At 66.1% G+C, this 22,401-nt stretch carries 19 protein-coding genes; 12 read left to right on the top strand and 7 right to left on the bottom strand.

Annotated elements, in window-relative coordinates; all coding sequences use genetic code 11:
* Positions 1-3: 3 nt before the first annotated feature.
* The 4 genes from G0A00_RS14670 to hemA form a co-directional block, all read right to left on the bottom strand.
* Positions 4-1,380, bottom strand: a complete 1,377-nt coding sequence (locus G0A00_RS14670; RefSeq protein WP_164182507.1) for an ATP-binding protein — start codon at positions 1,378-1,380, stop codon at positions 4-6.
* A gap of 4 nt (positions 1,381-1,384) precedes the next feature.
* Positions 1,385-2,518: a flavodoxin-dependent (E)-4-hydroxy-3-methylbut-2-enyl-diphosphate synthase gene (gene ispG, locus G0A00_RS14665; RefSeq protein WP_164182508.1), complete on the bottom strand. Its 1,134-nt coding sequence runs from the start codon at positions 2,516-2,518 to the stop codon at positions 1,385-1,387.
* Between the two features lie 139 nt (positions 2,519-2,657).
* The gene (locus G0A00_RS14660; RefSeq protein ID WP_235956746.1) at positions 2,658-4,313 is read right to left on the bottom strand and encodes a helix-turn-helix domain-containing protein; all 1,656 of its coding nucleotides are present in this window, start codon (positions 4,311-4,313) and stop codon (positions 2,658-2,660) included.
* A gap of 285 nt (positions 4,314-4,598) precedes the next feature.
* The gene (gene hemA / locus G0A00_RS14655; RefSeq protein WP_066105487.1) at positions 4,599-5,822 is read right to left on the bottom strand and encodes a 5-aminolevulinate synthase; all 1,224 of its coding nucleotides are present in this window, start codon (positions 5,820-5,822) and stop codon (positions 4,599-4,601) included.
* A gap of 296 nt (positions 5,823-6,118) precedes the next feature.
* On the opposite strand from hemA, the gene G0A00_RS14650 reads away from it, so the two are divergent.
* The 3 genes from G0A00_RS14650 (at position 6,119) to G0A00_RS14640 (ending at position 8,788) form a co-directional block, all read left to right on the top strand.
* Positions 6,119-6,451, top strand: coding sequence for a 5-aminolevulinate synthase (locus tag G0A00_RS14650; RefSeq protein ID WP_164182510.1), 333 nt, complete (start codon positions 6,119-6,121; stop codon positions 6,449-6,451).
* A gap of 80 nt (positions 6,452-6,531) precedes the next feature.
* A complete protein-coding gene (locus tag G0A00_RS14645) occupies positions 6,532-7,926 on the top strand; it encodes a M20/M25/M40 family metallo-hydrolase (protein ID WP_164182512.1) in 1,395 nt (464 codons plus the stop codon).
* Between the two features lie 319 nt (positions 7,927-8,245).
* Complete coding sequence (locus G0A00_RS14640; RefSeq protein ID WP_164182514.1) at positions 8,246-8,788, top strand: hypothetical protein; 543 nt, start codon at positions 8,246-8,248, stop codon at positions 8,786-8,788.
* A gap of 103 nt (positions 8,789-8,891) precedes the next feature.
* On the opposite strand, the gene G0A00_RS14635 is transcribed toward G0A00_RS14640, so the two are convergent.
* Complete coding sequence (locus tag G0A00_RS14635) at positions 8,892-9,764, bottom strand: glycosyltransferase family 2 protein (protein ID WP_164182516.1); 873 nt, start codon at positions 9,762-9,764, stop codon at positions 8,892-8,894.
* 125 nt (positions 9,765-9,889) lie between these two features.
* On the opposite strand from G0A00_RS14635, the gene G0A00_RS14630 reads away from it, so the two are divergent.
* From G0A00_RS14630 to G0A00_RS14590, 9 genes are all read left to right on the top strand, one after another.
* Positions 9,890-10,672, top strand: a complete 783-nt coding sequence (locus G0A00_RS14630; RefSeq protein ID WP_164182518.1) for a hypothetical protein — start codon at positions 9,890-9,892, stop codon at positions 10,670-10,672.
* A 120-nt stretch (positions 10,673-10,792) separates the two neighbouring features.
* On the top strand, positions 10,793-11,983 hold the full coding sequence (locus tag G0A00_RS14625; RefSeq protein WP_164182520.1) for a cytochrome b/b6 domain-containing protein: 1,191 nt from the start codon (positions 10,793-10,795) through the stop codon (positions 11,981-11,983).
* Positions 11,984-12,260: 277 nt separating this feature from the next.
* Entirely contained in the window at positions 12,261-13,298 is a 1,038-nt protein-coding gene (gene pyrC / locus G0A00_RS14620) for a dihydroorotase (RefSeq protein ID WP_164182522.1), read from the top strand.
* Between the two features lie 234 nt (positions 13,299-13,532).
* Positions 13,533-14,210, top strand: coding sequence for an orotate phosphoribosyltransferase (locus G0A00_RS14615; protein ID WP_164182524.1), 678 nt, complete (start codon positions 13,533-13,535; stop codon positions 14,208-14,210).
* A 274-nt stretch (positions 14,211-14,484) separates the two neighbouring features.
* Positions 14,485-15,972 carry a replicative DNA helicase gene (locus G0A00_RS14610; RefSeq protein WP_164182525.1) on the top strand — a complete coding sequence of 496 codons (1,488 nt, stop codon included), beginning with the start codon at positions 14,485-14,487 and terminating at the stop codon, positions 15,970-15,972.
* Positions 15,973-16,183: 211 nt separating this feature from the next.
* On the top strand, positions 16,184-17,221 hold the full coding sequence (gene alr, locus G0A00_RS14605) for an alanine racemase (protein WP_164182526.1): 1,038 nt from the start codon (positions 16,184-16,186) through the stop codon (positions 17,219-17,221).
* On the top strand, positions 17,218-18,024 hold the full coding sequence (locus tag G0A00_RS14600; RefSeq protein WP_164182527.1) for an ABC transporter permease: 807 nt from the start codon (positions 17,218-17,220) through the stop codon (positions 18,022-18,024). The genes alr and G0A00_RS14600 overlap by 4 nt, the downstream gene beginning before the upstream one ends.
* On the top strand, positions 18,021-18,776 hold the full coding sequence (locus G0A00_RS14595) for an ABC transporter ATP-binding protein (RefSeq protein ID WP_164182528.1): 756 nt from the start codon (positions 18,021-18,023) through the stop codon (positions 18,774-18,776). Before G0A00_RS14600 ends, G0A00_RS14595 begins: the two co-directional genes overlap by 4 nt.
* Positions 18,773-19,162 (top strand): hypothetical protein, encoded by a 390-nt coding sequence (locus G0A00_RS14590; protein ID WP_164182529.1) that lies wholly within the window; start codon positions 18,773-18,775, stop codon positions 19,160-19,162. Before G0A00_RS14595 ends, G0A00_RS14590 begins: the two co-directional genes overlap by 4 nt.
* 97 nt (positions 19,163-19,259) lie before the next feature.
* Here G0A00_RS14590 and G0A00_RS14585 read toward each other — a convergent pair whose 3' ends face one another.
* Positions 19,260-20,549: an O-acetylhomoserine aminocarboxypropyltransferase/cysteine synthase family protein gene (locus tag G0A00_RS14585; RefSeq protein WP_164182535.1), complete on the bottom strand. Its 1,290-nt coding sequence runs from the start codon at positions 20,547-20,549 to the stop codon at positions 19,260-19,262.
* Between the two features lie 137 nt (positions 20,550-20,686).
* Complete coding sequence (locus tag G0A00_RS14580) at positions 20,687-22,399, bottom strand: hypothetical protein (protein WP_164182537.1); 1,713 nt, start codon at positions 22,397-22,399, stop codon at positions 20,687-20,689.
* Positions 22,400-22,401 lie beyond the last annotated feature (2 nt).

The raw sequence follows: 22,401 nt of genomic DNA, 5'->3' as shown, positions 1-22,401 counted from the left end.
GCCCTACTCTGCCGCGTCGGCGACCCCGGTCGCCGACCGCACCCCTAGTCCGGCCTGCGGCGTCCTGTCCGCCGCGGACTCTGCGCCAGCCTCCACGCTCCGCACCGGCAGACAGAGCCTTGCGCAGGTGCCGCGACCGCCGTGCCCGGACGCGAGCTCGAAACTGCCGCCCGACTGCTCTGCAAATCCGCGCAGCATCGCCAGACCCAGACCCGATCCCTGCCCCACCGGCTTGGTGGTCAAATAGGGCTCGCAGACCAGCGGCATCAGATCGGCGGCAATGCCGGGGCCGCTGTCGCTCAGCTCAAAGCAGACAGACCCTCCGCGCCGCAGAACCGCCAATTCGAGCGTGCCACCCGTCGGCATCGCGTCACAGGCGTTCTTGACCAGTTCCAGAAGGCAGGCCTGCAGCCTCGGCGCGTCCACATGCACATCGGGCAGATCGGGCGCGACGCTCAGCGTCAGCCTGTGCCCCGGCCCCAGCACCGCAAGGGCGCGGCGCTGCACCTCGCGCGCCTGACTGGCCGGAAGCACCGCCAGCGGGCTGAGCGGCGCGCGGCTGGCCGTCGCCAGCAACTGCCCGGTCAGATCGGCCCCGCGCCGCGCCGCGCGCTCGGCCTCGTCCAGCAATTCGTCACGCTCTGCCGCGCTGCCGGTCAGCCGCGCCAGTTCCAGATTGCCCAGAACAGCGGTCAGCAGATTGTTGAAATCATGCGCAACGCCGCCGGTCAGTTGTTCCAGCGCCCGGCCCCGCGCCTTGGCCAGCGCCTCTCCCGCCGCAATCTCCAGCGCCTCGCGTGTGCGCAGCGCACTCCATGCGACGCGGCAGAAGTAGACATAGCAAATCACCAAAGCAGCGCTGATCAGCACCGTATCGGGGGTGCCGGGATCGACGTGCCAAAGCCAGCCCGCCCGCGCAAGGATACCCACCGCCATCAGCGACAGATCCAGCACCAGCAAAAGCCGCAGGTGCACGCGGTAAGACAGCGTGTTCAGCAGCGCGACAAAGACGAACATCAGCGACAGGATCGACAGCGCAGGCTCGCCCTGCATCCACAGGATCATGCCCCCGGCGATATAGGTCAGCCCCGAAAGGACCAGCGTCAGCACCGGCAGCAGCAGCCGCAGGCGATAGCCGGTGTCGGGAAGCGTGGTCACGGCGAGGAAATGCAGGCCGAAGATCAGGATCATGCCCGCCAGCCACGGCAGCATCATCGGCACATCCATGAAGGCCCAGATCGCCAGAGAGGCGAGGCTGATCAGCGCGACGCTCAGCAGCCCTTGCGCGCGCCGCAGCCCCTCGAGGCTGCGCAACGCGGTGAAATCCAACAGCTGACCGGCGGGCGGGATGACCCCTTCGAGTGCACTCGCCCGCTGCACGAGACTACTCCGCAGCCTGCGCTTTGGCGGCCTCGTCGGCCTCGATCTGGGCGGCCTTCTTCTCGACCTCTTCGACAATGTGGTCGATCATCTGCTCGTTGGACATTTTGTGGCTGGCCTTGCCCGCCAGATAGACCATGCCCGAACCCGCACCGCCGCCGGTGAAGCCGACGTCGGTCATCAGCGCCTCGCCCGGTCCGTTCACCACGCAGCCGATGATCGACAGGCTCATCGGGGTCTTGATGTGCTCCAGCCGCTCTTCGAGCGTTTCCACAGTCTTGATCACGTCAAAGCCCTGACGCGCGCAGGACGGGCAGGAAATGATGTTCACGCCGCGGTGGCGCAGGCCGAGGGACTTGAGGATCTCATAGCCGACCTTCACCTCTTCGACCGGATCGGCCGAGAGCGAGACGCGGATCGTGTCACCGATGCCCATCCACAGCAGTTGGCCAAGGCCGATGGCGCTTTTGATGGTGCCCGAGGTCAGCCCGCCCGCCTCGGTGATACCAAGGTGGATGGGTTTGTCGGTGGCTTCCGCCAGCCCCATGTAGGCGGCGGACGACAGGAACACGTCCGAGGCCTTCACGCTGATCTTGAACTCGTGGAAGTCGTTGTCTTCCAGAATGCGGATGTGATCGAGCGCGGATTCCACCATCGCCTCGGGGCACGGCTCGCCGTATTTCTCGAGCAGATGCTTTTCGAGCGATCCGCCGTTCACCCCGATGCGCATGGAGCAGCCGTGGTCGCGCGCGGCGGCGATCACTTCGCGCACACGCTCGGGGCTGCCGATGTTGCCGGGGTTGATGCGCAGGCAGGCGGCGCCAGCTTCGGCGCTTTCGATGCCGCGCTTGTAGTGGAAATGGATGTCGGCGACGATCGGCACCGGGCTTTCGCGCACGATCTCTTTCAGCGCTTTCGAACTAGCCTCATCGGGCACCGAGACTCGAACGATGTCGGCACCCGCCTCGGCGGCGCGCTGCACCTGTTCAATGGTCGCCTTGACGTCGGTGGTGACGGTGTTGGTCATGGTCTGCACCGAGATCGGTGCATCCCCGCCCACCGGCACGTTGCCCACCATGATCTGCCGGGATTTGCGGCGCTCGATGCTGCGCCATGGGCGGATCGGGTTGTGGCTCATGCGGAAGGACCCTCCTGAGGGCATTCATTTGTACTCACATCCAACATAGCCCCCGTGGCGTCATGAAACCAGAGGGGCCCTGCCTCGTCCGCAAGGGAAAGGATCGCGATGGCGTGAGCGTGAGGCGGGCCGGATGGGCTCAGTCGGCCCGCACGTCGCTGGAAAGCTCGGCCACCACCCGCTCGAGATCGGCGTCGCGGCTGATGTCGGCCACCTTGTAGGCGCGGGTCAGGTTATCGACCGAAAGCTGCAGGTTCTTGGTGACCGTGCCGCTGGCGCCGACCGGACCGTAGGTCTGGCCGTTGACCGCGAAGTAGACGGCCCCCGACTCGCCGACGCGCAGGCTGGCAGGGTCCTGCGTGGCAGGCGCGGTCCAAGTGTCCCCGGCGCGCATGGTCTTCTCGAAGATCACCGAGCCATCGGCGGCGCGCACACGCACCCATGCCGGGCGCACGGCGATCATCGTCACACCGGGCGCGCTGTCCTGAAGCACCTTGGGCGCGCCGGGCTGCGTTGCGATCTCGGCACCGGCCTGCGCAAGCTGAACCTGCGGCGCGGCGGCGGGCATGATGCTGTCGTTCAGCTTGGCAAGCACGCGCTGCAGATCACCATCCTGCTGCGGTTCAGCAGGCTGATAGGCGGCGCTCACCACTTCGGGCACCAGTTCCACATCGCGGGTCACCTGCCCCTTCGGCCCGAGCGGGCCGAGGGTCTGGCCATTGGTCGCCAGATAGAGCGCGCCCGACTCGCCAACGGTGAGCTTGGCGCTCTGCTGGCCCTCGGGCACGGTCCAAGTGTCACCCGGCTCCATCACCCGCTCGTAAAGCACGTTGCCGCTGTCGCCGCGCACGCGCACCCACGCGGGACGCACGGCAAGCAGCGTCACGCTCTTGCTGTCCAGCACGGTGCGCGGCAGCGCGGTGGCGCCGGGCTGCGCCGCCGGGCCAGCGAGACCGGCCACCTGCAGCGCCGCATCGGCGGGATTGGTATCGACCTGCGGCAACTGGTTGCGCGCGGCCTGCGCGAAGGCGCCCACGGTCGACGGATCGAGCGAGGAGATCGGCGCATCGCGGGCCACCAGAACCGGAACGTCCAGCGCCTTGGGCCGGTAGAGCCGGTCCAGCGCCTCATTCGACGGCGGCGAGAAGGGCCCTGCCCCCTCGGCGCTGGCGACGTCTTCGCCGCCCGCGTCTTCGGTGATTTCCTCGGCACCCTGCACCGGGTCGAGATCGCTCAGCACCAGCGGGGTCTGGTCTACCGGCGCAACCTGCACGCGCTGCACTTCGCGCAGCACCGCAAAGCCGCCGTAGCCGATCCCGCCCAGCAGGGCGACCAGCACCAGCAGCGAGCCGATAGCGCCCGGCTCGATCCGCGAGAAGAAGCTGTCACCCGCCGGCACGAAGGGCATGCGCGGCTGTTCAAAGATGTCACGGGCCATCGGCGCGGGCAGATCGCCCTGCCCCTTGCGGATCGTCGAGGCCTTCTCGGACATGCCATGCGCGACGGCAAAACCGCTCTCTTCGCAGAAGAGGCGATAGCATTCGTCCGGGTCCATATTCAGGTAACGGGCGTAGGAGCGCACGTAGCCAGCGATGAAGCCGGGCGTGTCAAATGCCGAGGGATCGCAGTTCTCGATGGCGGCGATGTAACTGGCTTTGATGCGCAATTCCCGCTGCACGTCGAGCAGGGATTTGCCCATCGTCGCGCGTTCGCCGCGCATCACATCACCAAGTTGCAACGTAAAATCATCGAAGCCGCGCGGAGTTGTCTCCGCGTCGTGCTGTTCATCAGACATACGAGGGGAATTACGCCCTATCATGCGTTCCGCCTTGTGCTCCACCGTCCCAGACTGCGCCTGCCAAATCACGGGCTCGCGATTCGGGTCGCGGCCTTTATTGATGCTAGGTTAGCACAGAACAACTGAAATGACAGAAATTCAGGGTTACATCGGCGTTGATCTGCGCAGGCTGCGTGGGTTTTCCACAATCAACCTGTGGCAACGCCAGAACAAAACAAGTCCCCGCGATTTAGGAAACCGCAGGGACCGCGATGGTTGAGTTAGCGCTGGAAGCGATCACGCTCAGGCGCTGAGTTCCTGACGGTTGAGCGCGCAATGCGACCAAAGCTCGTCCATGGCGCGCACCAGCTTGTCCATCTCGTCGGGACCATGCACCGGCGACGGGGTGAAGCGCAGGCGCTCGGTGCCGCGCGGCACGGTCGGGAAGTTGATCGGCTGCACATAGATGCCAAAACCGTCAAGCAGCATGTCCGACAGCTTTTTGGTGTGCACCGGGTTGCCGACGATCACCGGCACGATGTGCGAGCCGTGATCGATGATCGGCATGCCAAGCCCCTTGAGCCGCAGCTTGAGGATCTTCGCTTGGGTCTGGTGCCGCTCGCGCAACTCCTGGTCCTGCTTGAGATGCGCGATGGACGCCGCCGCCCCTGCCGCCACAGCGGGCGGGATCGAGGTGGTGAAGATGAAGCCCGGCGCGTAGGAGCGCACCGCGTCACACATTTTCGCCGAGGCCGCGATATAGCCGCCGAAGACGCCAAAGGCCTTGCCCAGCGTGCCATTGATGATGTCGAGCCGGTGCAGCAGGTTGTCGCGCTCGGCGACACCGCCGCCGCGCGGGCCATACATGCCCACCGCGTGCACCTCGTCGAGATAGGTCAGCGCGCCGAACTCGTCGGCGAGATCGCAAAGCGCCTCGATCGGGCCAAAGTCGCCGTCCATCGAGTAGACCGATTCAAAGGCGATCAGCTTCGGCGCGGCGGGATCATCGGCCTCCATCAACTCGCGCAGGTGCTGCACGTCGTTGTGGCGGAAGATGCGCTTGGCACCGCCGTTACGCTTGATGCCCTCGATCATCGAGGCGTGGTTCAGCTCGTCCGAGTAGATGATCAGGCCGGGGAACAGCTTCGGCAGCGTCGAGAGCGTCGCGTCATTGGCGATATAGGCCGAGGAGAAGACCAGCGCGGCCTCTTTCTGGTGCAGGTCGGCCAGTTCAGCCTCGAGCCGCTTGTGATAGACCGTGGTGCCCGAGATGTTGCGCGTGCCGCCAGAGCCGGCGCCGGTGGCGTCGATGGCTTCGTGCATCGCGGCCAGCACAACCGGGTGCTGCCCCATCCCAAGGTAATCATTCCCGCACCACACGGTGATCGGCATCTCGCTGCCGTCCGCTTTGCGCCACGTTGCGTGGGGGAAACGGCCGTTCTTGCGTTCGATGTCGATGAAGGTGCGATAGCGGCCCTCGGCATGCAGGCGGTCAAGGGCTTCGTCGAGCTTCGCGGTGTAGTCCACCGGTATCTCCTTCCTTCATCTATTGTTGGCCGCGTTTGTCGCGGCGCCCATGTGGTCTCAGGGCCACATTCACGTTTTGGATTGGATACCGACCACGGCGCTCCATGTCCACGCTTTAGAACGAGACTAAGCGTCGCGCCCTTGATTTGAATCAAGACTTTCGGAGTAATGTTTCAAGGTAGGGTTTCCCATACTGGTCGCGTGACGCTCATCGGCGCAGCCTGTCTCCAGTCATTTCAAACGTGCCCCCACCGCTTTGCGGGCTGCCGGGGCGTGGATTTTTCCTTGGAGGCCGTATGCCGTTCCTGTCGGGGCTCTTTCTGCCCACCCCCTTTCTGACCTTGAGCACCGCGCTGGGATACGCGCTGGCGACCGTGGGCATGAAATCCGTCTCCATGGGGCAGATTTCGCTTGGGGTACTTCTTGCAACCATCGGATTTCTAATCGCTTTCATGTCCGAGATCCTGCTGATGCGGAGCTACGATCTCTCCTATGTCTATATCGCCATTATCGTCGCGGAATCGGTGCTCGTGCTGCTTTATGCCCTCTGCATCGGCGAGGGGTTGAGCCACCGCCAGATGGCGGGGGCGGTGCTGGTTCTGCTGGGTCTCTGGGCCGTTGCGGCGTGACATCGCCCCTCTCGCCTTGCGCTCTGGACAGTGCCGGGCCGGGTGGTAGGCTCCGCGCAACTCTCAAGAAGGAGCGCCCCATGGCTCAAGAAAACGTGTCTCTCGACACTGTGCTCAGCAAAATCGACGCCGACCTTCCGGCCTCGCTCGACCGCCTGCTGGACCTGCTGCGAATCCCCTCGATCTCGACTGACCCCGACTATAAGGACGCCTGCGACAAGGCCGCCGACTGGCTGGTCGCCGATCTCGCCAGCATCGGCATCGAAGCCAGCAAGCGCCCCACCCCCGGCCATCCGATGGTAGTGGGCCATGTGGACGGACCGGGCCCGCACGTGCTGTTTTACGGCCACTATGATGTGCAGCCGGTCGATCCGCTGAACCTTTGGAACCGCGACCCCTTCGATCCGGCCATCGAGGACACCGCCAAGGGCAAGGTGATCCGCGGCCGCGGCTCGTCGGACGACAAGGGCCAGCTGATGACCTTCATCGAGGCCTGCCGCGCATGGAAAGCGGTGCATGGCACCCTGCCCTGCAAGATCACCTTTTTCTTCGAAGGCGAGGAAGAGAGCGGCTCGCCCTCGCTGATCCCCTTCATGAAGGAGAACGCCGAAGAGCTGAAAGCCGAGATCGCGCTGATCTGCGACACCGGCCTGTTCCAGTCCAAGACCCCGGCGATCATCACCCGCCTGCGCGGCCTGCTGGGCGAAGAGTTGACCATCAAGGCTGCCGACAAGGACCTGCACTCGGGCATGTATGGCGGCGTTGCGATGAACCCGATCCGCGTGCTGACCAAGATCCTCGGCGGGCTCTTCGATGAGAACGGCACGATTCAGGTGCCCGAGATCTATGAAGGCGTGCCCGACCTGCCGCCCGAGATCCTCGATCAGTGGAAATCGCTGAACTTCGACGATGCGGCCTTCCTTGGCGGCGTCGGCCTGTCGCAGCCCGCGGGCGAGAAGGATCACCTGCCGATCGAGATGATCTGGTCGCGCCCCACCGCCGAGATCAACGGCATCTGGGGTGGCTACACCGGCGCGGGCTTCAAGACCGTGCTGCCCGCCGAAGCCTCGGCCAAGATCAGCTTCCGCCTCGTCGGCACGCAGGACCCGCAGGCGATCCGCAAGAACTTCCGCGCCTGGGTCGAGGCGCAGGTGCCGTCCGACTGCTCGGTCGAATGGAAGGACCACAGCTGCTCGCCCGCGTCCGAGATGAACACCACCCACCCCGGCTTTGAAGCGGCGCGCAAGGCGCTCGGCGACGAATGGGACGATCCGGCGGCCTATGCGGGCTGCGGCGGCTCGATCCCGATCGCGGGCTACTTCCAGAACATCCTCGACATGGATGCGATGCTGGTGGGCTGGGGCAAGGACGACGACCAGTTGCACTCGCCGAACGAGAAATACGACCTCGAATCCTTCCACAAAGGGATTCGCAGCTGGGCCCGGATCCTCGATGCGATGGCCACTGCTGCTTAAGATTTAGGTAATATTTTCGGCGGGGCGACGAATTTTCGCCCTGCCAACCCCTGCATTTGCAACAATTTCACGACACCCTGTCAGCAGGGCGACACATCTCAAAGCCCTTATTTTTACGGCTCTCTGACACACCCATCCAAAGGGATAGGTGAGCGGCGCGAACGGATCGCCATTTTCGCCAAGAAGATATCCAGTCCGAGCCATATTCGCCGCCACATTTCGCCACAATCCATTCCTACCGTCGATTCTAACGGGAGCGTCACGACCGCCCCGGTCGGCAGAAAGCCGGCACGAATCTGGCAGAAGGAGCTGGGAATTGATGAGAGCCTACGCCATCCGCAAGATGACCCATGCCGATTTCGACGCCCGCGTGAAACGCGTCGATCCGCAATTCGCCCGCTTCGGGCATCAGGCCAGCGCGGCCAGCACCGCGCGCGCCGCCAAGCGCCCGATCCTTTCAGGTCTCGTCGGGTTTGTCTGGGCCGGCATTGTGATCGCCGTCGCCCGCAATCAAGCTCAGATCGCAGACAGCCTCGCGCAGGGCAGCCTGCCGCAGGAATATCACGTCTACGTTTTTGGAATGCTCGCAGCGCTGCTCGCCGTCTCCGGCGTGGTCGCGATCATGCACCTGCTGCGCTGCGTTGGCCGTCGCGCAGGGGAGCGCGGCAACTCGCTCAGCCTCGTCACCGGGATCGTCGCCGCCGTGGTTCTGACGCAGGTGCCCGCCGAAGTCTATGAAACCGGCCTTGGCCTGCTTGATGAGAACTCCCGCAATGTGATGCTCGCCGCCGGTAACTCGGTGCGCGGCCCGGCGGGCCTCGAGATCAGCGGCACCACGTTCCTCAGCTCGCTGGGCAACTGATCCACCGCGCCGGGGGACCCCGGCCCGAAGAAGACCGCCCGGAGTATAGCCCCGGATAAGACCACCGCTCACGCCCTACGCAACGAACCCCTCAGAGCGCGGCTCAGAACAGGCCGAAGAACCTGTCGGGCAGACAATACTGCCGCGCATCCTCGGGTCGGTCGAACTGCCAATAGCCAGTCTCGCCGCGCGGCGCCCAACTGCGATGCATGCGCCGCCGAACCTGCGCGAAGTCGAACCCCTCTTGCATCGGCAGCTCGGCAAATCCTTCGAACAGCGCCCGATCCTCGCCCCGCGCCTCGGCAAACCAATGCCGCCCGATCGCCGCCTGTTTGACCCCCACGCCCACAGCCTCTGTCACCGCGTTGCGCCGGTCCATGGCCGCCACATATTGCGCGAAATCGCAGTACTTTAGGTGAAAAAGATAAAGCGGCTCCGGCGTGAACAGTTTCGACGCCTGCGTGTAATGCCCGCCTCGCGCGATCTTCGTGCCCAGCGACAGCACGCAGGGCTTGGAATAATGCGGCGCAAGCCGCACATGGCGGCGCGGGCCAAGGATGCTGTCCGTCAGCTCAGCCGGTTCGCGGTCAATGCGGTGCACCACTTCAAGCCCGACCGGCGTCAGCACTCGGCGGATGGGCTGCTGCGCGAGGAAATCCAACAGGTTGCCCTCTGCCGGGTCCAGCACCACCAGCTCGTCCACATCGCCGACGATCACATGCCGGTAGTAGCTGCGCAGCCCGTTCACCAGACCGTTGAGCAGCCGCCAGCGCTTCATGTCAAAGTTCGGATGCGGATCGCCGGGAATGCCGATGAGGTTGCAGCCCTGCGCCAGCTCAGCCAGATCAGCACTGCGTCCGTGGTTGACGATATAGCAGTTTTCACGCCCCAGAAGACGCCCGTAATGGCGCAGCCACGCCTCCAGAAAGAACCTATCGTCGCGCACCATGGTGACGGCGGCGGCCACGGTCTGCATGTCGGTCTCCTCGCTTTGCCGCCCCGGCGGCCCCTGTAAAGCCTGAGCATAGCGCCTTGTGGTAAAAAGAGAATCGCCAATCGACCGCGCCGCCGTTATCGTGCCATGCAAAGCACGAGGCCCAGATGATCACGCAGGAGTTCCGCAGCACCGGCTGGCAGTTCCATCTGCCCGCGCCGCAGACGCCCGGCATCCCCCGCTCTCCCGCGATCACCCGCTATCAGGTGTTTGGCGAGCGCAGTTCCGGCACCAACTTCCTCAAACGGCTGATCGGTCGCAACACGCCCCTCACCCCGACAGAGGATCTGGGCTGGAAGCACGGGTTCCCGCAGATGACCGCCATCCCGCAGGACACGCTGATCCTGTGCGTGACGCGCAATGCCGCCGATTGGGCGCGGTCGATGCATGCGCGGCCGTGGCATTGCCCGGCGGCGATCCAGCGCCTGCCGTTTTCCGACTTCCTGCGCACCGAATGGGCCACCATCGCCGACCGGCCGCGCTATTTCCCGCAAGTCGCGGCGCTGGGGGGCGCGGGCCAGCCGCTGCAACACGACCGCCACCCGCTCACCGGCGCCCCCTTCCCCGATCTTTTCGCCCTGCGCCGCGCAAAGCTGCAGGGGCTGCTGAGCTTCTTCAACCGCGGCGGCGCGCTGCTCTTTTGCCGTCTGGAGGCGGTGCAGGCCGCGCCCGAAGATTTCCTGACGGCGCTGCGGGGCAGCCTCGGCCTGCCCGCGCCCGAGGGTGCTTTCCGCCCGGTGCACAAACGCCTCGGCAGCCGCTTCCTGCCTGCCGTGGACGAGCCGCGACCGCAGACCCCGGCGCATCTGTCCGAGGCGGACCTCGCCTTCCTGCGCAGCCGCCTTGACCTGCCGCTGGAAGCCGCGCTCGGCTACAGCTACGAGGCCTAAACGAATGGCGCGCACGGGATCTGTGCATCCGCGCAAATTGCGCTGCGCCGCGGCATCGCCGATCTTCCGGAAAACCGCTCCCCGAGCCCCAAACCCGCTTCCCGAGCCCCGGAGACCCTGATGTCCCTCGCCAACACCAAGACCGCCTATGGCGCCGTCACGCGCAGTCTGCACTGGCTGACCGCGCTCGGCATCCTGATCATGATCCCGCTGGGCTGGATCGCCCATTTCGCGCCGTGGGAGACCGAGGCGCAACTCGCCGTGAAAGCGCAGCTCTTCTCGGTGCATAAGACCATCGGCGTCGCGCTGTTCTTCATCGCGCTGTTCCGCATCCTCTGGGCGCTGACCCAGACCAAACCCGCGCCGCTGCACCCCGAGCGCCGCGCCGAAGTGCTGGCCGCAGAAAGCGTGCACTGGCTGCTTTACTCGACGCTGGTGATCGTGCCGCTGTCGGGCTGGATCGAACATGCCGCCACCGAGGGCTTTGCACCGATCCTCTGGTCCTTCGGTCAGGACCTGCCCTTCGTGCCCAATTCCGACAGCGTCGCCGAAGCCGCCGCCTCCGTGCACTTTCTGGCGCAATGGCTGCTGGTGGCGGCGCTGGCGCTGCATGTGGCCGGGGCGCTGAAACACGCGGTGATCGACCGTGACGGCACGCTGGCGCGTATGCTGCGCGGCGCCGAGGGCGGCAGCCATGGCGCGTCGCATGTGGTGCTGCGCCCGGTGGCCCTCGCCCTCGCCGCATGGGTGGCGGTGATCGGCGGCGGCGCGGCGGCTGGCATGTTCAGCACCGAAGAGGCCCCCGCCGCGCCGCAACTGGCCGAGGCCCAGTCCGACTGGCAGGTCACCGAGGGCACACTTGCCATCAGCCTCGTGCAGATGGGCAAGGAGATCGAGGGCAGCTTTGCCGATTGGACCGCAGAGATCGCCTTCGAGCCGCGCGAGACCCCGGGCAAGGCAGGCGAGGTCACCGTGCAGATCGCCATCCCGACGCTGACCCTCGGCTCGGTCAGCAAACAGGCTCTGGGCGCGGATTTCTTCAACGCCGAAGAGCATCCCACCGCCACTTTCACCGCCGATATCCTGCGCGCAGACAGCGGCTATGAGGCCCAGGGCACGCTGACCCTCAAGGGCGCCGAGGTGCCGGTCACCCTGCCTTTCGAACTGACGCTGGAGAATGGCACGGCGACAATGCAGGGCAGCACCACGCTCGACCGCCGCAACTACGAGATCGGCAGCAGCATGAACGATCCCGACCAGCTGAGCTTCGAGGTCGCGGTCGATGTGGCACTCACCGCCACAAAAAACTGAAGACCCTTGAAGATCCGGCGCGGCGCCCCACCCGGCGCCGCCCCGCCCGGCCGCCATGGCGTGCCATGCGTATTTGAAAAAGAGAAGAAGACACCTGCACTGCTCCCGCTTCTTCTCTTTCAAAATACGCCGGGGGAGTCCGCGTCAGCGGACGGGGGCAGCGCCCCCTTCTGCCGGTCCGCCGGGCGCTCTGTCAGTCACTCGGTAGGTCACAAAGCACCGGCAAGGGCGCGCAAGGTATCTGGCCCAGACCGCGGCACCGTGATACTCCGCGCGCATGACCCAGATCACGATCCGCCGCCCCGACGACTGGCACCTGCACCTCCGCGATGGCGAGATGCTGGCCGGCATCGCCCCCGAATCCGCCCGCCACTTCGGCCGGGCGATCATCATGCCCAACCTCGTGCCGCCGGTGGTGACCGGAGATGACGCCGCCGCCTACCGCGAGCGCATCCTCAAAGCCCTGCCCGAAGGCAGCGGTTTCACCCCGCTGATGACGCTTTACCTCACCGAGACCACCGATCCGGCGGATGTGGCGGCGGCGCATGAAAGCGGGTTGATCACCGCGCTGAAACTCTACCCCGCAGGCGCCACCACCAACTCTGCCTCGGGCGTGCGCGATTTCGACAAGGTCCGCCCGGTGCTCGAGCTGATGGCCGAGCGCGGCATCCCGCTTTGCGTGCACGGCGAAGTGGTGGACAGCGACATCGACATCTTTGACCGCGAGGCGGTGTTCATCGACCGCGTGCTCGACCCGATCCGCCGCAGCACCCCCGGCCTGCGCGTGGTCATGGAGCATATCACCACCAAGCAGGGCGTCGATTACGCCCGCGCCGGTGGCGACGATCTGGGCGCGACGATCACCACGCACCATCTGGTGATCAACCGCAACCACATCCTCGTCGGTGGCATCAAGCCGCATTACTACTGCCTGCCCGTCGCCAAGCGCGAAGAGCACCGGCTGGCCCTGCGCGAGGCCGCGACCTCCGGGGATGCCAGCTTCTTCCTCGGCACCGACAGCGCGCCCCACGCCGATCCGGCCAAGGAAAGCGCCTGCGGCTGCGCGGGTTGCTTCACCGCCACCAATACGCTGTCGATCCTCGCCGAGGTCTTCGAACAGGACGGCGCGCTGGACAAGCTCGAGGCCTTCGCCTCGCGCAATGGCCCGGCCTTCTACCGCCTGCCGGTGAGCGAAGAGGTTGTGACCCTGACCAAGGGCGCGCCCGTCACCTACCCGGGCAAGATCGAGACCGGCGCCGGACCGGTGACCGTCTTTGATCCCGGTATGCCGCTGCACTGGCGGGTCGAGGACTAAGGCCAGCGGGGGCGCTGCCCCCGCACGCGCTTTTGCTTTGTCGTGCTGTGCACGACGGGGGGCGACGCCCCCGCACGCGCTTCTGGTTTGTCGTGCTGTGCACGACGGGGGCGCTGCCCCCGTACCCCCCGGCGTATTTGCGGAACAATGAAACAGGGGCGCGGCGCGCGATGCGCCCTTCCCGAACGCGCGCTTTCGCGCTAAGGCGGGCGCGGTTTTCAAAGGAGCTGCCCCATGATCCCCTCGTCCTATCCCTCGCAAGAAGAAATGGCCCGGCTGACGGCCCGGATGCTCTGGGAGATTGGCGCGGTGCATTTCATGGGCGACCAGCCCTTCAAGCTGGCCTCAGGCCTGCCCTCGCCCGTCTACATCGACTGCCGGACGCCGATCTCGCACCCGCGCATCCGCTCGACGCTGATGGATTTCCTGACCGTCACCGTCATGCGCAACGCCGGCTTCGAAGCCTTCGACAACATTGCCGGCGGCGAGACCGCGGGCATCCCCTTCGCCGCACTGGTGGCCGAGCGCATGGCGCTGCCGATGACCTATGTGCGCAAGAAGCCCAAAGGCTATGGCCGCAACGCCCGCATCGAAGGCAAGATGACCGAGGGCCAGCGCGTGCTGCTGGTCGAGGATCTGACCACCGATGGCGGCTCCAAGCTCAGCTTCGTCGATGCGATCCGCGACACCGGGGCCACCTGCGCCCATACCGCGGTGATCTTCTATTACGGCATCTTCCCCGAGACCACGAAGACGCTCGGCGATCACGGGGTCGAGTTGCACTACCTCTGCACCTGGCATGACGTGCTGGCCGAGGCCAAGGCGCGCGGCGGCTTCGAGCCCGCGACGCTGGCGGCGGTCGAGGCCTTCCTCGAAGACCCGCGCAAATGGCAGGCGGAAAACGGCGCATAAGCGCATTTTCTTCGGGCGAAGGGCCAGCCTCTTCGCCCGGCACATCGCACCAAATGTTGCGAAACGCCGCGATCCTGCTACGATATCTTCACGAGCAGCAGCGGGCACCGGGCCCATTTCCGGTTATCCCGAAATAGTCCACAGAGATTTCCAGATTGGTCCGCGACCCGCGGCGCGCTATGACGCTTGAACCTGCGGGACTCGGGGGAGCCAGCGGGACATCAAAGGGACAAAAAGACGTCGGACCATGGCGACATGGGCCAAGGGGACAGGCATGAACGATCACAGCGTATTCAACGCCACGGGCGTCGAGGTCGAGCAGGCTGACACGATGCCGCATTCGATCGAGGCCGAGCAGCAACTGCTGGGCGCGATCCTGACCAACAACGATGTCTACGACCGGGTCGCGGCCATCCTCGGCCCGCAGCATTTCTACGACCCGGTGCACCGCCGCATCTTCGAGATCGCCGCGGCGCGGATCGCCAAGAACAACCTCGCGTCCCCGGTGACGCTGAAGGCGTTCATGGAAGATGACGAGGGCCTCAAGGAACTGGGTGGACCGGCCTATCTGGCGCGCCTCGCCGGCGCCGCGGTCTCGAGTTTTGCCGTGCGCGACTACGCGCAGATGATCTACGATCTGGCGGTGCGCCGCGATCTTATCGGATTGGGCCGCGACATCTCGGCCCGCGCCACCAAGGTCGACGTGAAATCCGAGCCGCGCGAACAGATCGTGCAGGCCGAACAGGCGCTCTACAAGCTGGCCGAGCAGGGCCAGACCGAGGGCGGCTTCCAGTCGTTCCTGCGCGCCGTGACCGATGCGGTGAACGTGGCCAACGCCGCCTATCAGCGTGAGGGCGGTCTGGCTGGCGTCTCCACCGGCCTCATCGACATGGACAAGAAACTCGGCGGCCTGCACCCGTCGGACCTTCTGATCCTCGCCGGGCGCCCCTCGATGGGCAAAACCTCGCTGGCCACCAACATCGCCTTCAACATCGCCAAGGCCTACAAGAAGGGCACCCGCCACGATGGCACCGAGGGTGCGATCGAGGGGGGCGTCGTCGGCTTCTACTCGCTCGAAATGAGCGCCGAGCAGCTGGCCGCGCGTATCCTGTCGGAAGCCGCCGAAGTGCCCTCCGAGCAGATCCGCCGCGGCGACATGACCGAGACCGAGTTCCGCCGCTTCGTCGACGCGGCAAAGAGCCTCGAGGCCTGCCCGCTGTTCATCGACGACACGCCCGCCATCCCGATCGCCCAGCTTGCCGCCCGTGCGCGGCGGCTGAAGCGAACGCACGGCCTCGACGTGCTGATGGTCGACTACCTGCAGCTGGTGCGCGGCACCGCCGAAAACCGTGTCAACGAGATCGCCGAGATCTCGATGGGTCTCAAGGCCATTGCCAAGGAGCTCAACATCCCGGTGATCGCCCTGTCTCAGCTCTCGCGTCAGGTGGAAAGCCGTGACGACAAACGCCCGCAGCTGTCGGACCTGCGGGAATCGGGCTCGATCGAACAGGACGCCGACGTGGTGATGTTCGTGTTCCGCGAGGAGTATTACGTGGAGCGCGAGAAGCCCTCGGATGACCGGCTCGACGAAATGGCCGCCTGGCAGGAACGCATGGAGCGCCTGCACGGCAAGGCCGAGGTGATCATCGGCAAGCAGCGTCACGGCCCCATTGGCACGGTGGAACTGAGCTTCGAGGGCCGCTTCACCCGCTTCGGCAACCTCGTGCGTCCTTGGCAGAACGGCGAAGGCGACAACTTCTAAAGTCCGCTTCTTCCTCTTGGCCAAAATATCCCACGGGGGTGCGGGGGTGTGAAACCCCCGCAGGGCCTTGGCTCGCTACGCCCACTCTCCGGCCCGCCTGCCTGCCTGCCTGCCCGCGCCAGAGGCCCTGCCCCCACAGCAGGACCACCTCGCGCCCCACTTCGGCGCTTTCCCTCTTGACGCCCCCTGCCCGCGCGGCAATCAACGCGCCATGGCACAGGCACAGCTTACCATCGATCTCGATGCGATCCGCGCCAACTGGCGCGCCCTCGACGCCCTCTCCGATTGCGAGACCGGCGCCGTGGTCAAGGCAAACTCCTACGGTCTCGGCGCTGATCGCGTCGCGCCGATGCTGGCGCGCGAAGGCGCGCGGCGGTTCTTCGTCGCCACCTGCGAGGAAGGCGTGGTTCTGCGCCAGGCGCTTGGCGAGGGTCCCGAGATCAACGTCTTCGGCGGCCATATGGCGGGCGATGCGGCGCTTATCCGCGACGCGGCGCTGACCCCGATGATCAACTCCATCGAGCAGATGCTGCGCCACGCCGAAAGCCTTCCCGGCCATCCCTTCGGCGTCCAGCTCGACAGCGGCATGAACCGGCTTGGGCTCGAGGCTGACGAGTGGCTGGCCCTGCGCGACACGGCGATGAAGCAAAAGCCGCGGCTGATCATGTCGCATCTGGCCTGCGCCGACGAGCCGAACCACGGGATGAACGCCCATCAGCTGCGCAACTTCCGCGAAATGACCGAGGGGCTCGACGCGCCGCGCTCGCTGTCGGCCACGGGCGGCATCCTGCTGGGCAAGGACTATCATTTCGACGTCACCCGCCCCGGCATTGGTCTCTATGGCGGGCTGCCCTTCAAAGAGGCGCATCGCGTCGCCGCGCTGCACATCCCGGTGATCCAGACCCGCGAAGTACAGACCGGCGAGTCGGTGGGCTACGGCAACGCGTTTGTGGCGCGCTCGCCGATGAAGGTCGCGACAATCTCCGCCGGTTATGCCGACGGCCTGATCCGCGCGCTTGCGCCCAAGACCTATCTCTGGGCTGGCGAGACCCGCTGCAAGCTGCTGGGCCGCATCTCGATGGACCTGATCACCGTCGATGTGACCGCCGTCGAGCAGGTGCCCGAAACGCTGGAACTGCTCGGCCCGCATCAGACCGTCGACCATCTGGCGCGCCATATCGACACCATCGGCTACGAGATCCTCACCTCGCTCGGCAACCGCTACGCGCGGGTCTACCGCGGCGGATGAGCCTTGGCGCCGCCATCGCCGCGCCGGTGATCGCAGCGCTCGGCGCGCTTGGGCGCACGGTGCTGCGCGGGCTGGCCTCTGCCGGGCGGCTAACGCTCTTTGGTCTTTCGGCGCTCAGCCACATTCTGCGCCCGCCGTTCTATGGCCGCGAGGTGCTGCAGGCCCTGCTGCACATCGGCTGGCTGTCGCTGCCCGTGGTGGGCATGACGGCGATCTTCACTGGCGGCGCGCTGGCGCTGCAGATTTACTCCGGTGGCGCGCGCTTCAACGCCGAGGCGGTGGTGCCGCAGATCGTCGCCATCGGCATGGTGCGCGAATTGGGGCCGGTGCTGGTCGGGCTTATGATCGCCGCCCGCGTGACCTCTTCGATCGCCGCCGAGATCGCCACGATGAAAGTCACCGAGCAGATCGACGCGCTGGTCACCCTCTCCACCGATCCGATGAAATACCTCGTCGCGCCGCGCTTTCTGGCGGCGCTGCTGACCGTGCCGCTGCTGGTCGCGGTGGGCGATGTCATCGGCATCGCAGGCGGCTACGCGGTGGCCACAAGCTCGCTCGGCTTCACCCCGGTGGCCTACCTCAAGAACACGCTCGATTTCCTCGAGCCGCTGGATGTGCTCTCCTCGCTGGCCAAGGGCGCGGCCTTTGGCGGCATCGCCGCGCTTCTGGGGTGCTATTACGGCATGCATTCGGGCCGCGGCGCGCAGGGCGTTGGGCGCGCCACCAAATCTTCGGTCGAAGCGGCGGCAATCCTTATCCTCGCGGCGAACTTTTTGCTCACTGGGGTGTTCTTCTCGGCATGATCACTCTTCAGAACCTGCACAAGAGCTTTGACGGAACGCCCGTGCTGCGCGGCGTCGACCTGACTGTGCCCAAGGGAAGCTCGATGGTGATCATCGGCGGCTCGGGCACCGGCAAATCCGTGCTGCTCAAATGCATCCTTGGCCTCACTACCCCCGACAGCGGGCGTATCGAGGTGGCCGGGCAGGATGTCACCCAAGGGACCCGGGGCGCCCGCGACGCGCTGATGCCGCGCTTCGGGATGCTGTTTCAGGGCGCCGCGCTCTTCGACTCGCTGCCGGTCTGGCAGAACGTGGCCTTCCGCCTGCTGCGCGGCCCGCAGCGCCGCCCGCGGCGTGAGGCGCGAGAGATCGCCATCGCCAAGCTTGCCCGCGTCGGCCTCGGCCCCGAAGTCGCCGACCGCCTGCCCGCCGAACTGTCGGGCGGCATGCAAAAGCGCGTCGGCCTCGCCCGCGCCATCGCCGCCGACCCCGAGATCATCTTTTTCGACGAGCCGACCACGGGTCTCGATCCGATCATGGCCGGGGTGATCAACGCGTTGATCCGCGAGATCGTCACAGAGATGGGCGCCACCGCGCTGACCATCACCCATGACATGAGCTCGGTGCGCGCCATCGCCGATCAGGTCGCCATGCTGCATGCGGGCACCATCCACTGGAGCGGGCCGGTCAGCGAAATGGACGGTGCCACAGACCCTTACCTGCAGCAATTCATCCATGGCCGTGCCGACGGCCCGATCGAGGCCGTGCGATGAGCCTTTTCGAACCCACGCCGCTGCTGCTCTCCTTCATCCTGCTGAAAAGCTTTGGTTATCCCGCGGTTCTGGCGCTTCTGTCGCTGCTGCGCGCGCTGGTAGCCCGCGGCCCGGCGCAGCTTGCGGCCCTGCCCTCGCTGCTCATGGCCGCGCTGGTGCTCTACGCCGGTCTCGCGCCGGCGCTACAACTCACGCAAAATCCGCTCTACCCGCCGCTTTCGCGCGCGCTCGCCCTCGGTCAGGGGCTGCCCACCCTGCTGATCGCTTCGGCCCCGCTCGCGCTCAGCGCCTTTCTCGGCGGCCGCCGCTGGCGCTGGATCGATGGTCTGCACCTGCTGCTGGTCATCGGTCTGATCGCGCTCTGGCTTATCACCCGCTACATCTGAGGCCGCCCGGTCACACGGCAGCGTCCCGCCTGCGCCGTGATGCGATCTGGCACCGGGGGCACCGGGGTGCCAGATCGCCACGTCACAGCCGAAGCGGTCACCCTGCTGCTGCAGCCAGCCCCTGATCAAGGTCGGCAATAATATCCGCCACATCCTCGATGCCGATCGAGATACGCACCACATTGGGGGCCGCCCCGGCCTTCACCTGCTGCGCTTCGTCAAGCTGGCGGTGGGTGGTCGAGGCCGGGTGGATGATCAGGCTGCGCGTGTCGCCGAGATTGGCCACATGGCTCAGCAGCTTCAGGCTGTCCACCAGCTTGACGCAGGCGTCATAACCACCCTTGAGCGCCACGGTGAAAAGCGCGCCCGCGCCTTTGGGAACGATGCGCTGCGCCCGCTCATGCCAAGGTGAAGACGGCAGGCCCGCATAGGTCACCGCCTCGACGCGCGGGTCTTTTTCCAGCCATTCGGCCACCGCCTGCGCGTTCTTCACGTGCCGCTCCATGCGCAGGCCCAGCGTTTCGATCCCCATCAGCGTGTAATGCGCGCCCTGCGGGTTCATCGTCATGCCAAGGTCCCGCAGTCCCACCGCGATCGAGTGGAAGGTGAAGGCCATCGGCCCCAGCGCCGCATGAAAGGTCAGGCCGTGGTAGGCGGGCTCGGGCTGCGAGAGCGAAGGGAATTTGTCCGAGGCCGACCAGTCGAACTTGCCCGAATCCACCACGATCCCGCCGGTGACCGTGCCATTGCCCGTGAGGTATTTGGTCGCCGAATGCACCACCAGCGTCGCGCCATGCTCGATGGGTTTGCAGAGCCACGGAGTGGCGGTGGTGTTGTCGACGATCAGCGGAATACCCGCCTCCTCGGCGATCTTCGCCATGGCGCCAAGGTCAGTGACATAGCCGCCGGGGTTGGCGATGGTCTCGCAAAAGAGCGCGCGGGTGTTCTCGTCGATCGCCGCCTTCACGGCGTCCAGATCGTCGGTGTCGACAAAGGTCGCGGACCAGCCAAAGCGGCGGATGGTCAGGCTGAACTGCGTGATGGTGCCGCCATAAAGCCGCGAGGACGAGACGATGTTGCAGCCCGGCGCCATCAACGGAAACAGCGCCATGATCTGCGCCGCGTGACCAGACGAGCAGGCGATGCCGCCCGCGCCGCCTTCGAGCGCGGTGACACGGTTCGCCAGCGCCGAGACGGTGGGATTGGTCAGCCGCGAATAGATGTAGCCTACCTCTTCGAGATTGAAGAGACGCGCCGCGTGATCCGCGTCGCGGAACACATAGGATGTGCTCTGGTAGATCGGCACCTGCCGCGCGCCGGTGGCGGCGTCGGGCTCGGTGCCCGCGTGCACGGCAAGCGTGTCGAATCCGGGGGTTCTGTCTGTCATGAAAATGCTCCTCCTTACCTTGCGGCACGTTAGGCAAGCGGCGCGGCGGCGGCAATGACCGGGGTGACGCGCCGCCAAAGTCTTGGGTGTGAAGTTTTGCGGTTGGGGTGCCGCCCCGATTGGCGGCACCCCATGTTTCAGAGCCGGTTCAGCGCGGGCGCACCGCTGCCGAGCCAAGCGCGGTCGAAGCGCGCCCCGGCCTCCTGTGCCGCCTCCTGTGCAGCCCCCTGTGCGCCGCCGCGGCGGGCAATCTCGGCAAGCCCCCAGAGCGCCCAAGCGTTGCCGGGATGGCTGGCCAGCGCCGCGTTGAAAGCGTCCTGCGCGCCGTCGAAGTCACCCGCCTGCAGGCGAACCGCGCCCAACGTCTGGCTGACCGGGTAGTACCAATAGGGCGGCTCCATGTAGGCGATCGTGGCTTCGAGCGCGATGGCGGCCTCTAGGTGGTGCTCGGCGGAGGGCCAGTCTTGCTGCGCCTGCGCGATCCGTGCCTCGACGATGTGCTTGGCGATCTCCAGCACGTCATGCGCCGGGAGATACTGCTCTTCCAGCCCCGACAGGTCCGCCTCGGCGAGGATCGCCTCGATGGCCTTCTGCTCGGCAAGCGCACCTTCCAGATCGCCCTGCAAAGCCAAAGCCGTGCCGCGCGCATAGTGCCAGTGCCCCTTCACGAAGGGAAAGGCGTCGCCCGGATCGGGCAGCGCGAGGATCACCTCAGGCGCGCTGAACTGCGCATGCGCCGTATAGGGCGCGGTCTCGATCGCCTGAACCCATGCAAGATCGCGGGACACCTCGTCGGACGTCACCGCCGCCAGCTTTTCCGCGGCCGAAAGCGCCTCGTCCTTCAGCCCCGCCATCTGCGCCCCAACCAGCAGGAAGTGGACGTTATGCGGGTAGTAGCCATAGCGGTAGAGCGCACTGGCACCATCACCGGCAAGCCCGAGGTAGGTTTCATCCGCGTCGATCGCCGCCGTGTTGACCGCGATGGAATCCTCATAGCGCCAGATGCGGTTGTAGATATGCGCTGGCATGTGCACCAGATGACCCGCCATCGGCACGCTGCCGCGCAGCGCATCGGCGGCCCCTTCGGCGCGGGCCGGGTCGGCGGAGGCCTCCACCGCGTGGATGTAGAGATGCAGCGCCGCCGGATGCTCGGGGGCGAGCTCGATGGCCCGTTCGAGCGCCGCGAGGATCTCGGCCCCATTGCCTTTGGGCGTGACGCCATCGGCCTCCCAATAGTCCCAAGGCTGCATGTTCATCAGCGCGTCGGCGTGGATGACATGGATATTGGGGTCATTGGGAAAGCGGGCCGCCACCTCGCCCATCGCCTCGGCGAAGGCCTTGTTCATAAGGTCGCGGTCGCCGCCCTCGAAGGCGTAGCGAAGCACCAAGGCGCGGGCGAGTGCCATCTCCTTTTCGCTCACGGCGGTGTCGACCGCGGTCCAGGCCGCGTCGAAAGCGGGGCCGACGTTCTCGTCGTGCATCCCGTCGTTGAGGTTGGGCCCAAGCGCATAGGCCTCGGCCCAATGGCAGGCAAAGCAGCTGGGGTCGGCCTCTTGCGCGGCGCGGAACGCCTGCACCGCCGCCGCATGGTTGAACCCCCAAAGCAGCGCGATGCCCTGCTCGAAGGCAGCACGGGCCTGCGGCACCTGCGTGCCGGGATCGAAGCCGAAATCGCCGTAGCCCGCAGCAGCGGCAAGCGCCGCCGCCTCGGTGGGCGGAAGCTCGCGGGCGGCGTGATGGACGCCCGGTTTGAAAAGCTCGGTGCGGCGCTCGGTCTCATGGGCAAGCGCGGGATGGGTGAGTGCGGTGGAAAGGCCGAGGGCCATCAGGAAAGTGCAGCGAAAGGTCATGG

This window comes from Salipiger sp. PrR002, from assembly GCF_010500775.1.
Taxonomy (GTDB): Bacteria; Pseudomonadota; Alphaproteobacteria; order Rhodobacterales; family Rhodobacteraceae; genus Salipiger.
The sequence above is the reverse complement of the archived record's forward strand: the minus strand, read 5'-3'. Positions and strand labels throughout refer to the sequence as shown.

What these genes read in the sequence shown, in the direction of transcription:
- G0A00_RS14595 (WP_164182528.1), top strand. Translation starts at nt 18,021, where the DNA reads ATGATCACTCTTCAGAACCTGCACAAGAGCTTTGACGGAACGCCCGTG.
- G0A00_RS14660 (WP_235956746.1), bottom strand. Translation starts at nt 4,313, where the DNA reads ATGTCTGATGAACAGCACGACGCGGAGACAACTCCGCGCGGCTTCGAT.
- ispG (WP_164182508.1), bottom strand. Translation starts at nt 2,518, where the DNA reads ATGAGCCACAACCCGATCCGCCCATGGCGCAGCATCGAGCGCCGCAAA.
- G0A00_RS14615 (WP_164182524.1), top strand. Translation starts at nt 13,533, where the DNA reads ATGATCCCCTCGTCCTATCCCTCGCAAGAAGAAATGGCCCGGCTGACG.
- G0A00_RS14645 (WP_164182512.1), top strand. Translation starts at nt 6,532, where the DNA reads ATGGCTCAAGAAAACGTGTCTCTCGACACTGTGCTCAGCAAAATCGAC.
- G0A00_RS14590 (WP_164182529.1), top strand. Translation starts at nt 18,773, where the DNA reads ATGAGCCTTTTCGAACCCACGCCGCTGCTGCTCTCCTTCATCCTGCTG.
- G0A00_RS14600 (WP_164182527.1), top strand. Translation starts at nt 17,218, where the DNA reads ATGAGCCTTGGCGCCGCCATCGCCGCGCCGGTGATCGCAGCGCTCGGC.
- G0A00_RS14635 (WP_164182516.1), bottom strand. Translation starts at nt 9,764, where the DNA reads ATGCAGACCGTGGCCGCCGCCGTCACCATGGTGCGCGACGATAGGTTC.
- G0A00_RS14585 (WP_164182535.1), bottom strand. Translation starts at nt 20,549, where the DNA reads ATGACAGACAGAACCCCCGGATTCGACACGCTTGCCGTGCACGCGGGC.
- alr (WP_164182526.1), top strand. Translation starts at nt 16,184, where the DNA reads ATGGCACAGGCACAGCTTACCATCGATCTCGATGCGATCCGCGCCAAC.
- G0A00_RS14630 (WP_164182518.1), top strand. Translation starts at nt 9,890, where the DNA reads ATGATCACGCAGGAGTTCCGCAGCACCGGCTGGCAGTTCCATCTGCCC.
- G0A00_RS14625 (WP_164182520.1), top strand. Translation starts at nt 10,793, where the DNA reads ATGTCCCTCGCCAACACCAAGACCGCCTATGGCGCCGTCACGCGCAGT.
- G0A00_RS14650 (WP_164182510.1), top strand. Translation starts at nt 6,119, where the DNA reads ATGCCGTTCCTGTCGGGGCTCTTTCTGCCCACCCCCTTTCTGACCTTG.
- G0A00_RS14610 (WP_164182525.1), top strand. Translation starts at nt 14,485, where the DNA reads ATGAACGATCACAGCGTATTCAACGCCACGGGCGTCGAGGTCGAGCAG.
- pyrC (WP_164182522.1), top strand. Translation starts at nt 12,261, where the DNA reads ATGACCCAGATCACGATCCGCCGCCCCGACGACTGGCACCTGCACCTC.
- G0A00_RS14580 (WP_164182537.1), bottom strand. Translation starts at nt 22,399, where the DNA reads ATGACCTTTCGCTGCACTTTCCTGATGGCCCTCGGCCTTTCCACCGCA.
- G0A00_RS14640 (WP_164182514.1), top strand. Translation starts at nt 8,246, where the DNA reads ATGAGAGCCTACGCCATCCGCAAGATGACCCATGCCGATTTCGACGCC.